Source organism: Bradyrhizobium vignae, from assembly GCF_004114425.1.
Classification (GTDB): Bacteria; Pseudomonadota; Alphaproteobacteria; order Rhizobiales; family Xanthobacteraceae; genus Bradyrhizobium; species Bradyrhizobium vignae.
The window spans coordinates 19,249-32,082 of the sequence record NZ_RDQF01000057.1 but is presented as its reverse complement, the minus strand read 5'-3'; the positions used below and the strand labels follow the sequence as shown (position 1 = coordinate 32,082).

General features: G+C 64.5%; 14 protein-coding genes. 10 read left to right on the top strand and 4 right to left on the bottom strand.

The genetic code is table 11. The features are described from left to right. Positions 1-34: 34 nt before the first annotated feature. A complete protein-coding gene (gene grpE / locus EAV90_RS32190; RefSeq protein ID WP_122400226.1) occupies positions 35-655 on the top strand; it encodes a nucleotide exchange factor GrpE in 621 nt (206 codons plus the stop codon). Between the two features lie 116 nt (positions 656-771). Here grpE and pncA read toward each other — a convergent pair whose 3' ends face one another. Next, positions 772-1,494, bottom strand: coding sequence for a bifunctional nicotinamidase/pyrazinamidase (pncA, locus tag EAV90_RS32185; RefSeq protein WP_122400225.1), 723 nt, complete (start codon positions 1,492-1,494; stop codon positions 772-774). A 259-nt stretch (positions 1,495-1,753) separates the two neighbouring features. After that, entirely contained in the window at positions 1,754-2,695 is a 942-nt protein-coding gene (locus tag EAV90_RS32180; protein ID WP_164937202.1) for a hypothetical protein, read from the bottom strand. Between the two features lie 393 nt (positions 2,696-3,088). Between EAV90_RS32180 and dnaK the strand changes: the two genes are divergently transcribed. The 8 genes from dnaK to EAV90_RS32135 all read left to right on the top strand — a co-directional run bounded on the left by dnaK (position 3,089) and on the right by EAV90_RS32135 (position 10,480). Continuing rightward, positions 3,089-4,990, top strand: a complete 1,902-nt coding sequence (gene dnaK, locus EAV90_RS32175; RefSeq protein ID WP_122400223.1) for a molecular chaperone DnaK — start codon at positions 3,089-3,091, stop codon at positions 4,988-4,990. Positions 4,991-5,235: 245 nt separating this feature from the next. Then, entirely contained in the window at positions 5,236-6,372 is a 1,137-nt protein-coding gene (dnaJ, locus tag EAV90_RS32165; protein ID WP_122400221.1) for a molecular chaperone DnaJ, read from the top strand. A gap of 88 nt (positions 6,373-6,460) precedes the next feature. Then, positions 6,461-7,060, top strand: a complete 600-nt coding sequence (locus EAV90_RS32160) for a class I SAM-dependent methyltransferase (RefSeq protein ID WP_122400220.1) — start codon at positions 6,461-6,463, stop codon at positions 7,058-7,060. A 56-nt stretch (positions 7,061-7,116) separates the two neighbouring features. Next, positions 7,117-7,695, top strand: coding sequence for an NADPH-dependent FMN reductase (locus EAV90_RS32155; RefSeq protein WP_129145729.1), 579 nt, complete (start codon positions 7,117-7,119; stop codon positions 7,693-7,695). A 6-nt stretch (positions 7,696-7,701) separates the two neighbouring features. Next, positions 7,702-8,412, top strand: a complete 711-nt coding sequence (pyrF, locus tag EAV90_RS32150; protein WP_129145728.1) for an orotidine-5'-phosphate decarboxylase — start codon at positions 7,702-7,704, stop codon at positions 8,410-8,412. Between the two features lie 24 nt (positions 8,413-8,436). Continuing rightward, complete coding sequence (locus EAV90_RS32145) at positions 8,437-8,748, top strand: DUF1330 domain-containing protein (RefSeq protein WP_129145727.1); 312 nt, start codon at positions 8,437-8,439, stop codon at positions 8,746-8,748. A 178-nt stretch (positions 8,749-8,926) separates the two neighbouring features. Beyond that, complete coding sequence (gene dapB / locus EAV90_RS32140; protein WP_164937201.1) at positions 8,927-9,742, top strand: 4-hydroxy-tetrahydrodipicolinate reductase; 816 nt, start codon at positions 8,927-8,929, stop codon at positions 9,740-9,742. Between the two features lie 114 nt (positions 9,743-9,856). Continuing rightward, on the top strand, positions 9,857-10,480 hold the full coding sequence (locus tag EAV90_RS32135) for a 2,3-bisphosphoglycerate-dependent phosphoglycerate mutase (protein ID WP_129145725.1): 624 nt from the start codon (positions 9,857-9,859) through the stop codon (positions 10,478-10,480). Positions 10,481-10,521: 41 nt separating this feature from the next. Here the strand turns inward: EAV90_RS32135 and EAV90_RS32130 are convergent, their stop codons facing one another. After that, on the bottom strand, positions 10,522-11,418 hold the full coding sequence (locus tag EAV90_RS32130) for a methylated-DNA--[protein]-cysteine S-methyltransferase (protein ID WP_122400214.1): 897 nt from the start codon (positions 11,416-11,418) through the stop codon (positions 10,522-10,524). Positions 11,419-11,472: 54 nt separating this feature from the next. Beyond that, positions 11,473-12,006 carry a DUF2244 domain-containing protein gene (locus tag EAV90_RS32125; RefSeq protein WP_122406306.1) on the bottom strand — a complete coding sequence of 178 codons (534 nt, stop codon included), beginning with the start codon at positions 12,004-12,006 and terminating at the stop codon, positions 11,473-11,475. A 22-nt stretch (positions 12,007-12,028) separates the two neighbouring features. On the opposite strand from EAV90_RS32125, the gene nth reads away from it, so the two are divergent. Beyond that, positions 12,029-12,781 (top strand): endonuclease III, encoded by a 753-nt coding sequence (gene nth, locus EAV90_RS32120; protein WP_162500048.1) that lies wholly within the window; start codon positions 12,029-12,031, stop codon positions 12,779-12,781. The last annotated feature ends 53 nt before the right edge of the window (positions 12,782-12,834 follow it).

Genomic DNA, 12,834 nt, shown 5'->3' with positions numbered 1-12,834 from the left:
ACAATCCCTGGAAACGAGTTCGAGAATAGAGCCGATGACCGAGCAAGACCGGCAACCCGAAGACACGACTGCAGCGACCGGCGAGCCCGTGGTGTCAAAACCCTACATCATGCCCGACGATCCCGAGCCCGGCTCGGTCGAGACGTTGCAGAAGGAGGCCGCCGAGGCGCGGGACCGCATGCTGCGGACGCTGGCCGAGATGGAGAATTTGCGCAAGCGGACCACCAAGGAGGTCGCTGACGCCCGCCTCTACGGCATCACCGGCTTTGCGCGCGACGTGCTCGACATCGCCGACAATCTCCAGCGCGCGCTCGACGCCGTTCCGGCCGAAGCCCGTGCCGCGGCCGATCCCGGCCTGATCTCGCTGATCGAGGGCGTCGAGCTCACCGAGCGCTCGCTGCTCAACGCGCTGGAAAAGCACGGCGTGAAGAGATTCGATCCGCAGGGCCAGAAGTTCGATCCGAACTTCCAGCAGGCGATGTTCGAAGTGCCCGATGCCTCGGTGCCGGCGGGCACCGTGGTGCAGGTCGTGCAGGCCGGCTACACAATCGGCGAGCGCGTGCTGCGCCCGGCGCTGGTCGGTGTCGCCAAGGGCGGCGCGAAGGCGGCGACCGCGGCCAACAACAACAACGAGTCGAGCGGCGCGCCGAACTGAGCGGTAAGCGACGAGTCATTCCGGGGCGGCTCGCAGAGTCGAACCCGGAATCCGGTGCGCAATTGCGCACCGGAGTTCGATGCTTTGCATCGAACCGGAACGACTGATCGTAAATCTTACGCGCTCACCGCGATATCCGCAGACTGAATCCGCTTCACGCCGGCCTTGGCCATGTCGGCCCAGGCCTTTGCCAGCGAGCCCTGGGTGTCGATGCCGCGGCAGGCGTCTTCCACCACATAAACCTCGAAACCCGCCTTGCGCGCGTCGAGCGCGGTCCAGGCGACGCAGAAGTCCGTCGCGAGCCCTGCAACGAAGACGCGCTTGATCTTGCGTCCCTTCAGGTAGCCGGCAAGCCCCGTCGAGGTCTTGCCGTCGGCTTCGAGGAAGGCCGAGTAGCTGTCGACGTCCTTGTGAAAACCCTTGCGGATGATGAGCTCGGCGTGCGGGATCGACAGGTCCTTCGACAGCGAAGCGCCATCGGTGCCCTGCACGCAATGGTCGGGCCACAGCACCTGCTTGCCGTAGGGCAGGTCGATGGTCTCGAACGGCTTCTTGCCTGAATGAACCGACGCAAACGAAATGTGGCCGGGCGTGTGCCAGTCCTGTGTCATCACCACGTTGGAAAACGCCTTCGCGATTCTGTTGATGACGGGCACCACCTGCTCGCCTTCCTTCACCGCGAGGCTGCCGCCCGGCAGGAAGCAGTTCTGCACGTCGATCACGAGCAGGGCTGATGCGTCGTCCGGCTTGATCGACGCGGCCGCGAACAGCGCACTTGGCGCGAGCGTCGCCAGTGCCGTCGTTCCAAGCATTGCCAAGACGTGTCGCCGATCCAGCATCGTTCGCCTCCCCTTAGGATGATCCAACGGAGGGGAGCGTAGTTCCGTTCGTATACGAACAGAAGCCCGAAAATGCAGCCGGTCTTGGTGAGGGGTTGGGCTCGCGGCGTGCTCGGCGCACCTCTCCTTGCGGGCCCTTGCGGGAGAGGTTGCTGCGCTTGCAGAGCGCGGTCTCGATTGCGGAGACACCCTCTCCCCGACCGCCCGCCCGCGGGTGGGGGCGGGTGGGGAGGGAGCGCATCTCGCGCGTGGGACGCGTCTACCCCTTCGGCTGAATCCCGTCGCGCACCGCGCGGAAACGGGTGAAGGCGGCTTGCCATCTGTCGCGCGGGGCGCTGGCGATGATGCGCAATGATGCGCCGCCACTCGAGAAGCGGATCCACTGCACCACGGTCACGGGGACCTTATCCTTGCCGCTGACGCCGTCGATCCGGGTCTCGAAACCCTGCTGGCCGTTGATGCGGATCGGCTCGGACATGGTGATCCGCGACTCGCGCACGCCGGGAATCTGGAGTGCCGCCTCCTGGGCGAAACGGGCGCGGTCGTCGGCGGCTTGCGGGGTGGCGCCGATCAGGCCGAGGATCATGAACGGCCGCGACTCGTAGCCCGTGCTCTCATCGCCATCGGCCAGGATGATGCTCGAGCCCGGCGCCAGGGTCCGGACGTCCTTGAAGTCGGCAAGATCGGTGATCTTGAACGGCATCAGCGCGATCTGCTCTTCGGCCGAGACCTGCCTGCGGGTGGTGGCGCTCGCAAACATCTGCCGCACCGCTTCATCGGTGTAGATCTTGGTCGCATTCTCCGGGATCTGCACCGCGACATAGCCGGAGAAGCCGGCACCGGGCACGATCATCGAATAGCGCTTCACCGGGGTATCGTCGGCCTTGCCGCTTTCGGTCGTGAAATAGGCAAGGCCCGCGGGGGTCTCGATCTTGTCCTGCTTGACGCCATTGGCCCCGGCAGGATTGGAATTGAACGCGCTCACGACCTCGCCATAGGCCGCCGGCGGCAGCTCGGTGATCAGCACCTTGACGCTGCCGTCCTCGCTCTCGAAGCCCGGAAAGGTTTTCGCCGTGCTGAGGCCGACCAGGGGCACCATGCCGAGGCGCAAGCCAGGTGGGAAAACGGCGTCGGCGGCGTAGGCCGGAAACGCGGAGACGGCGAGGAGGGCGAGTGCGGCGAGGGGGCGGATCAGCGTCATGGGCACTCTGATTGGTTCACATTGAGGCCGTTCGATGGTCGGCCGCCGGGCGCTTTGTCGCGCGAAGCAGCTGCGCCGGCTGTCCGGCCGGTCAGCCTTTTAGCGGGTTTGGCCCTGCCGCAACAGGGAGGGGCCGCTCGCGGAAGCGGGGGCTTGCCGAAGCGCGAACCTGTTAATAATTCCTCACCCGCAAGGGCGGTGGAGCCCAGATATGATCTTCCAAAACCCAATGTTTTCGCGGCAGAAACGTAGCTTCGGTCCTTGCGGGCCCCTTCCCCCCTCCTATATGAGCCTCAATCATCGCAATATCGCGGATGTTTGATCTTAGGGGGTTTCGGTTCGGGTGCCTTCTGGGCCCAGCCAACCTGCCGCAAAAAGAAGGATATCAGGACCATGGGAAAGGTCATTGGGATCGACCTCGGCACCACGAACTCGTGCGTCGCCGTGATGGATGGCAAGAACGCCAAAGTCATCGAGAATTCCGAAGGCATGCGCACGACGCCTTCGATCGTCGCCGTCACGGATGACGGTGAGCGCCTCGTCGGCCAGCCGGCCAAGCGCCAGGCCGTCACCAATCCCGAGCGTACCTTCTTCGCAGTGAAGCGCCTCATCGGCCGCCGCTACGACGACCCGATGGTCGAGAAGGACAAGAAGCTCGTTCCGTACAAGATCGTGAAGGCTTCCAACGGCGACGCCTGGGTCGAGGCCGACGGCCAGACCTACTCGCCCTCGCAGGTCTCGGCGTTCATCTTGCAGAAGATGAAGGAGACCGCGGAAGCCCATCTCGGCCAGAAGGTCGACCAGGCCGTCATCACCGTTCCCGCCTACTTCAACGACGCCCAGCGCCAGGCGACCAAGGACGCCGGCAAGATCGCGGGCCTCGAAGTGCTGCGCATCATCAACGAGCCGACCGCGGCCGCGCTCGCCTATGGCCTCGACAAGACCAAGGCCGGCACCATCGCGGTGTACGACCTCGGCGGCGGCACCTTCGATATCTCCATTCTCGAGATCGGTGACGGCGTGTTCGAGGTGAAGTCGACCAATGGCGACACCTTCCTCGGCGGCGAAGACTTCGACATGCGCCTGGTCGGCTATCTCGCCGATGAGTTCCAGAAGGAGCAGGGCATCAACCTGCGCAACGACAAGCTCGCCTTGCAGCGCCTGAAGGAAGCCGCTGAAAAGGCCAAGATCGAGCTGTCCTCGACGACGCAGACCGAGATCAACCTGCCCTTCATCACCGCGGATCAGACCGGTCCGAAGCATCTGACGATGAAGCTCACCCGCGCCAAGTTCGAGGCGCTGGTCGACGACCTCGTGCAGAAAACCATCGAGCCCTGCCGCAAGGCGCTGAAGGACGCCGGCGTCACCGCCGGTGAAATCGGCGAGGTGGTGCTGGTCGGCGGCATGACCCGCATGCCGAAGGTCCAGGAGGTCGTGAAGCAGCTGTTCGGCAAGGAGCCGCACAAGGGCGTCAACCCGGACGAAGTCGTGGCGATCGGTGCCGCGATCCAGGCCGGCGTGCTCCAGGGCGACGTCAAGGACGTCCTGCTGCTCGACGTGACCCCGCTGTCGCTGGGCATCGAGACGCTGGGTGGCGTGTTCACCCGCATCATCGATCGCAACACGACGATCCCGACCAAGAAGAGCCAGGTGTTCTCGACGGCTGAAGACAATCAGAATGCCGTCACCATCCGCGTCTTCCAGGGCGAGCGTGAAATGGCGGCCGACAACAAGATGCTCGGCCAATTCGACCTGATGGGCATTCCGCCGGCTCCGCGCGGCATGCCGCAGATCGAGGTGACCTTCGACATCGACGCCAACGGCATCGTCAACGTCTCGGCCAAGGACAAGGCCACCGGCAAGGAGCAGCAGATCCGCATCCAGGCCTCGGGCGGCCTGTCGGAAGCCGACATCGAGAAGATGGTCAAGGACGCCGAGGCCAATGCGGCGGCCGACAAGAAGCGCCGCGAGGCGGTCGATGCCAAGAACCATGCGGACGCGCTGGTGCATTCCACCGAGAAGGCCCTCGCCGAGCACGGTTCGAAGGTCTCCGAGACCGAGCGCCGCGCCATCGAGGATGCCGTCAGCGACCTCAAGGAGGCGCTGAAGGGCGACGATGCCGAGGCGATCAAGGCCAAGACCAACACCCTGGCCCAGGCTTCGATGAAGCTCGGCGAAGCCATGTACAAGCAGCAGGCCGAGGCCGACGCCAAGAAGGACGCGGCCAAGGACGACGTCGTCGACGCGGAATTCACCGAGGTCGACGACGAGAAGAACAACAAGAAGTCTGCATAAGCCCGAGAGGGTGGCGATGCGGACGGCTTGGACCCCACACGCGCTACCGGCCTCCTCCCTCGCGGGGGAGGCCGTCGTGTCGGGCTCCACGGGCAAGGCGCCCGTTACCATCGATCAATTCCCAGCCGTTATTCTCAGCGCTGCCAGGCTGCCCTCTGCCGCGAGGCGGAAGGGCGCTTATATTGCTGCGTGGCAACGCTGTTTCGCCCCAACTTGAAATCGCGATTGGATAGACCGAGCTGAACATGTCCACGTCCACCAAGCGCTGCTATTACGAGACCCTCGAAGTCGATCGCGACGCTGACGAATCCAAGCTGAAATCGTCGTTCCGCAAGCTGGCGATGAAATTCCATCCGGACCGCAATCCGGGGGACCAGACCAGCGAAGTCAAATTCAAGGAGATCAACGAGGCCTATGAGGTCCTGAAGGACAAGGACAAGCGCGCCGCCTATGACCGCTATGGTCACGCCGCGTTCGAGCAGGGCGGCGGCTTTGGCGGCGGCCCCGGTTTCGGCGCGGGCTTCGCCTCCTCTTTCTCCGACATTTTCGAAGACCTGTTCGGCATGGCCGGGCAGCGCGGCCGCGGTGGCCGCGAGCGCGGCGCCGATTTGCGCTACAATATGGAGATCACGCTCGAGGAAGCCTTTGGCGGCAAGACTGCGCAGATCGAGATCCCGGTCTCGGTCACCTGCGAGGCTTGCTCGGGCATCGGCGCCAAGGCAGGTACCAAGCCGAAGACCTGCTCGACCTGCGGCGGCGCGGGCCGTGTGCGGCAGTCGCAGGGCTTCTTCACGCTCGAGCGCACCTGTCCCGGCTGCCAGGGACGCGGCCAGATGATCGAGGACGCCTGCCCCTCCTGCGCGGGCCAGGGCCGCGTCACGCGCGAGCGCACGCTGTCGGTCAACATTCCGCAAGGCGTCGAGGATGGCACCCGGATCAGGCTCGCCGGCGAGGGCGAGGCCGGGGTCCGCGGTGGTCCGCCCGGCGACCTCTACATCTTCCTGTCGCTGGCCCAGCACCAGTTCTTCCAGCGCGATGGCGCCGATCTGCACTGCCGCGTGCCGATCTCGATGGTGACGGCCGCGCTCGGCGGCGAATTCGAGGTGCCGACCATCGACAAGGGCAAGGCCAAGGTGAAAGTGCCTGCCGGAACCCAGTCCGGCCGCCGATTCCGCATCGCATCAAAGGGCATGCCGGTGTTGCGGTCGCGTCAGATGGGCGACATGTATGTCCAGGTCGTGGTCGAGACCCCGCAGAACCTCACCAAGAAGCAACAGGAATTGCTGGCCGAGTTCGACAAGCTCTCCTCCGGCAACACCCAGCCGGAATCCGAGGGTTTCTTCGCCAAGGTCAAGGACTTCTTCGGTAATCGGGCGAATTGACTCGTCTTGACCGTGCCGTCTTCGGCCTATACGTCTTTATGACCATTTTCTGACACGCCGCGGTCCTGCGGTCCCGTCCGGTCCCGACATGCCATTGCCATCGTCTGCGCGTGCCTTGAAGAAGCCTCGTCTTGACGACGAGGTGCGCTTTCTCAGGTCGTGGATCGAAAAGCCGCTGCACATGGGCGCGGTGATGCCGTCGGGCAAGCTCTTGGCCCGGACCATGGCTCATTATGTCGATCCGGAGTCCGATGCGCCGGTGGTGGAGCTCGGGCCCGGCACCGGCGCGATCACCTCCGCGCTGATCGAGCGCGGTGTCGACCAGAAGCGTCTCGTCCTCGTCGAATACAATCCCGGCTTCTGCGCGCTGCTGCGCGACCGCTACCCGCAGGCCAAGGTGGTGCAGGGCGATGCCTATCGCCTGCGTGACACGCTCTGGAACGTCCTGAGCGCGCCGGCTAGCGCGGTCGTCTCGGGCCTGCCGCTCGTGACGAAACCGATGCTGACGCGGCTGCGGCTCATTCGCGATGCCTTCACCGCGCTTGCGCCCGGCGCGCCCTTCATCCAGTTCACCTATGCGGTGGTGCCGCCGATCCCGAAATCGCTGCCGGGCGTGTCGACAGAGGCCTCGGAACGGATCTGGATGAACCTTCCGCCGGCCCGCGTCTGGGTGTATCGCAAGGACTAATTCCGCCCGCTCTTCTTTTGCGCGGCGGGCTCGTTTCGCCGAACGCATGGGATTGGATGTCCGCACCCAAAATCCTGATCATTCCCGGCTCGCTGCGCACCGGCTCGCACAATGTGAAGCTTGGGGCGCTGGCGGCCTACGAATTCGCCCAGGCCGGCGTGGACGTCACCCGCATCTCGCTCGCGGATTTTCCGCTGCCGATCTACGACGGCGATCTCCAGGCCAAGTCCGGCGTGCCCAAGCACGCCATCAATCTCAAGCGCATGATCGGCGCCCATCACGGTGTCCTCATCGTCTCGCCCGAATACAATGCCTCGGTGCCGCCGCTTCTCAAGAACGCGATCGACTGGGTCAGCCGCGTGCACGAGCTGCACGAGGCGCGCGGCGAGGTGTTCCGCAACCGCGTCTTCGCGCTCGCCGGCGCCTCGCAGAGCCGGCTCGGTGCCGCCCGCGCGCTCCAGGCCTTGCGGCTGATCCTCTCCTCCTGCCACGCCAACGTGATTGCCAGCCAGCTCACGCTCGCCTTTGCCGACCAGGCCTATGACGATATGGACAGGCTGAAGAACGAGGGCGATATCGCCGCGTTGAAAGAGCTGGTAACGCAGCTGATCGACGTTTCCCAACGCATGATGTGAGGTGACATGACGGCAGCCGAGATCGCCCCGAAAGACCGCCTGATCGTTGCGCTCGATCTGCCGAGCGTTGATGCTGCGGAGGCGATGATCGCGAAGCTCGGCGACAGCGTCTCGTTCTACAAGATCGGCTATCAGCTCGCTTATGCCGGCGGCCTGCCGTTGATCGGAACGCTCGCCGACAGGGGCAAAAAGGTCTTTGCCGATCTGAAGATGCACGACATCGGCAATACGGTGAGGCGTGGGGTGGAGAGCGTCGCCAAGCTGGGTGCGACCTTCGTTACCGTCCACGCCTATCCGCAGACCATGAAGGGCGCCGTCGAGGGCCGCGGCAGTGCCGGCCTGAAGATCCTCGCCGTCACGGTGCTGACTTCCTACAATGACGACGATTTGCATGCGGCGGGCTATCGGCTCAGCGTGTCGGAGCTAGTTGAGGCCCGCGCGCAGCAGGCGCAGGTGATCGGCGTCGACGGCCTGGTGTCCTCGCCAGAGGAAGTCGGTGCGTTGCGCAAGATCGTCGGCCATCAGATGAGCCTCGTCACCCCCGGCATTCGTCCGGCGGGCGCCGCCAGCGGTGACCAGAAGCGCATCATGACGCCGGACCGCGCGATCACCGCGGGCGCGGATTATCTCGTTGTCGGGCGCCCGGTGGTGGAAGCCGCCGATCCGAAGGCTGTCGCCGACGCCATCCACGCTGAGATCGCGCAAGCTCTCGGCTGACCACACACAACAGGGAGAACAACAATGGCAAAAGGCTACTGGATCGGGCGTGTCGACGTGAGCAATGACGAGGGCTACAAGCCCTACGCCGTCGCCAACGGTCCGATCTTCAAGAAATGGGGCGGCCGTTTCGTCGCCCGCGCCGGCAAGTTCACCACCGTTGAAGGCGCCAGCCGCAACCGCAACGTCGTGATCGAATTCCCGGACTACGAAACCGCGCTCGCCTGCTACAACTCACCGGAATATCAGGCCAACATCAAGGTGCGCCAGCCGCACTCGATCGCCGATCTCATCATCATCGAGGGCTATGACGGCCCGCAGCCGCAGGACGGCTGACGCCCGTCATTCCGAGGCGGACTATGGTGCGCAATTGCGCACCTGAGAATCTCGGGATTCCGGGTTCGGCTCTGCGAGCCGCCCCGGAATGACGGTGAACGTGGCGTCACTGCCCCCGATCCCCTCGGTTGCCGGAACTGCGTCCCCCCGCTACAACGGCTCCGAAGAGGATCACACCATGTCCGACATGCGCTTGATTGTTGCTGGGGCCGGCGGCCGGATGGGCCGCGCGCTGGTACGGGCGATTGCCGAGAGCAAAGGCGCGGTGCTGGCGGGCGCACTGGAGGCGCCGGGCTCCGATCTGCTCGGCAAGGATGCCGGCGTGCTCGCAGGCCTGCCGGCCAACGGCATCACGCTCTCCGCCGATCTCTGGGCGATGTCGAAGGATGCCGACGGCATCCTCGATTTCACCGTGCCGGCGGCGACCATCGCCAACGTCGCGATCGCCGCCCAGCGCGGCCTCGTGCATGTCATCGGCACCACCGGACTTTCCGGCTCCGACAACGCCGTGATCAAGAGCGTCACCAACCGCGCGGTGGTGGTGCAGTCAGGCAATATGAGCCTCGGCGTCAACCTGCTCGCCGCCGTGGTCAGGCGCGTCGCCAAGGCGCTCGACCAGACCTTCGACATCGAGATCGTCGAAACCCATCACCGCATGAAGGTCGATGCGCCCTCGGGCACGGCGCTGATGCTGGGCCAGGCCGCAGCCAGCGGCCGCGGTGTCACCCTCGATGACCATTCCGAGCGTGGACGTGACGGCATCACCGGCGCACGCCGGCCAGGCAGTATCGGTTTCGCTTCGTTACGCGGCGGCACCGTCGCCGGCGACCACAGCGTCAGCTTCCTCGGTCCGTTCGAGCGCCTGACGCTGTCGCATCAGGCCGAGGACCGCATGCTGTTCGCCCACGGCGCGCTCAAGGCGGCACTGTGGGCCCATGGCAAGGCGCCGGGGCACTACACCATGGCCGACGTGCTCGGCCTGTCCGATATCTGAGTCAACGGAATGATTGCCCGTTTCAACTGCAGGCTCCCTTCACCTCTCCCCAACGGAAAGGTTGGGCACCGCCGATGCAGCAACCATCAAGCTTAGTTTCATACGGAAGGTAAAATGAGCGAACGTCTTCTCGTGCTCGTGCGCCATGGCCAGAGCGAATGGAATCTGAAGAACCTGTTCACGGGCTGGAAGGATCCTGACCTCACCGAGCTCGGCGTGAGGGAAGCCAAGGAAGCCGGCCGCAAGCTGAAGGCACAGGGTCTCGTATTCGACGTCGCCTTCACCTCGGTCCTGACGCGCGCGCAGCACACGCTCGATCTCATCCTCGCTGAGCTCGGCCAGACCGGTCTGCCGACCTCGAAGAACCTCGCACTCAACGAGCGCGATTATGGCGATCTCTCCGGTCTCAACAAGGACGATGCGCGCAAGAAATGGGGCGAGGAGCAGGTACACGTCTGGCGCCGCTCCTACGATGTGCCGCCGCCCGGCGGCGAAAGCCTGAAGGACACGCTCGCGCGCGCATTGCCCTATTACGTGCAGGAGATCCTGCCCGGCGTGCTCAACAGCAAGCGCACGCTGGTTGCCGCTCACGGCAACTCGCTGCGTGCGCTGATCATGGTGCTGGAGAAGCTCTCGCCTGAAGGCATCCTGAAGCGCGAGCTCGCCACCGGTGCGCCGATCATCTACCGCCTCAATGCGGATTCGACGGTCGCCTCGAAGCTGGACCTGGCGGGCTGAGTTTCTTCGCCTCTCCCCGCGTGCGGGGAGAGGGAGATCAATCACTGCATCCCCAGCTGCCCGGCTTCCCAGCCCAGCATCGCCTGCTTGCGGGTGGTGCCCCAATGATAGCCGGTGAGCGTGCCGCTCTTGCCGAGCGCGCGGTGGCAGGGCACGACGAAGGAGACCGGGTTCTTGCCAACCGCGGCACCGACGGCGCGAGAGGCCTTCGGATTATTGATGTTGCAGGCGATGTCGGAATAGGACACCGCGCGTCCCATCGGAATTTTCAGCAGCGTCTCCCATACCCGCACCTCGAAATCGGTGCCGATCAGGACCACGCGCAGCGGCTGATCCGGCCGCCACAGCTTTGGGTCGAAGATGCGCGCTGCGAGCGGCGCGGTGCCTTTGTGATCTTCCACGTAAGTAGCGTTCGGCCAGCGCCGCGTCATGTCGGCGAGTGCGATCTTCTCTTCGCCGTGATCGGCGAAGGCAAGTCCGGACAAGCCGCGATCGGTGGCGATCACGATCGCGGTGCCGAATGGGGAGGGGTGGAAGCCATAGCGCAGGGTGAGACCGGCACCGCCGTTCTTCCACTCGCCCGGCGACATCGCTTCGTGGGTGACGAAGAGATCGTGCAGCCGGCCCGGCCCGGATAGGCCGGAGTCGAGCGCCGCATCAAGAATGCTGGCGGAATCCCTGAGCAGATTCCTGGCGTGGTCGAGGGTGAGCGCCTGCATGAAAGCCTTCGGTGTGATCGACGCCCAGCGGCGGAACAGATGGTGCAGCTCATCCGGCGTGACGCCGGCGGCATCCGCCATCGCCTCGATGGTCGGCTGCGCGCGCCAGTTCGCCGAGATGAACGCAATCGCCCGCCGCACCGAATCATAGTCGCGCCACGCGGCGTTCTGGGTGCCCGGCTTGGCCAGGCGCTGGTCATGTATCGCGAGGGTCATCATGTCCGGAAATGTAGGAGAGAGGCGGGTCTGAAACCACCCGATTTCCGACTGGAATCAGCTGATCGGATTGTAGGTCGGTCCACGCTTGGCGGCGTTCAATGCCTCGACCAAGCCATTGTAAAAACTTGCCTTTTCCTCAGGCCCTAAGAACCTCGCGATCTGGATCTGATGACCGCGCGAGATCAGATAGAGATGCTCGATGCCGAAGTCCTCGTCGACTTCCATGTCGAGGCGGACCCAGAGCGGATTGAAGGTCCATTCGGCGACCTGGCCGCGATGGCTGATGCGCCTCACGCGCAGCTCGGAGGTCGTAACGGTGATCTCCTCGCGCGCCCGAGCGCTGCGGAAATTGACTTTGAAGGCCCACCAGACCACGAGCACGTCGAGACCAAAAAAGCCGAACACCGGCCAGGCGCCCATCATCAGGAAAGCGAGGCCCGTGACGAAGCTGACCACGCTCAGGAACAGCATCACGGCGAGGAAGCCGGTGCGGTTCAGCGAGCGGTGCGGCGTCAGCAGCGCGGAGAAGATCTGCACCTCGCGCTGATCTTCAAAGTCCTTGCGCTCAATTTCGTTGCCTGTGCTCATCGTCCCTCAGTATATCCCGATCATGGCGAAAATCACCCGCAAGCCGGTCTCCCGCAAAGCGGCGGTGCCGAAGAAAAAGGCAAAGCCGGTCGCGGCCAAACCGAAATCCTCCGCGAAAAAACCACTCAAGGCCACCAGGCCCTGGACGCCGGCCGAGGTCCGCGAGGTCTTCAGCCGTTTCCGCAAGGCCAATCCGGAGCCGAAAGGCGAGCTCGAGCACGTCAATCCGTTCACGCTGCTAGTTGCCGTGGTGCTGTCGGCGCAGGCGACCGATGCCGGCGTCAACAAGGCGACGCGCGCATTGTTCGAGGTCGCCGACACCCCGCAGAAGATGCTCGATCTCGGCGAGGAGCGTCTGCGCGAGTACATCAAGACGATCGGACTCTACCGCACCAAAGCCAAGAATGTGATCGCACTGTCGGCCAAGCTGCTCAGCGAATTCGGCGGCCAAGTGCCGCGCACGCGCGCCGAGATCGAGTCGTTGCCCGGTGCCGGGCGCAAGACGGCCAATGTCGTGCTCAACATGGCCTTCGGCGAGCACACCATGGCGGTCGATACCCATGTTTTCCGCGTCGGCAACCGTACCGGACTTGCGCCGGGCAAGACGCCGCTGGAGGTCGAGCTCGGTCTCGAAAAGGTGATCCCGGCCGAGTTCATGCAGCATGCCCATCATTGGTTGATCCTGCACGGCCGCTATACTTGCCTCGCCCGCAAGCCGCGCTGCGAGGTCTGCCTGATCAACGATCTCTGCCGGTGGCCGGAGAAAACGGTGTGAGCAAGTAATCAACGTCTTTCCGGGGCGATGCGCGGCATCGAACCCGGAATCTC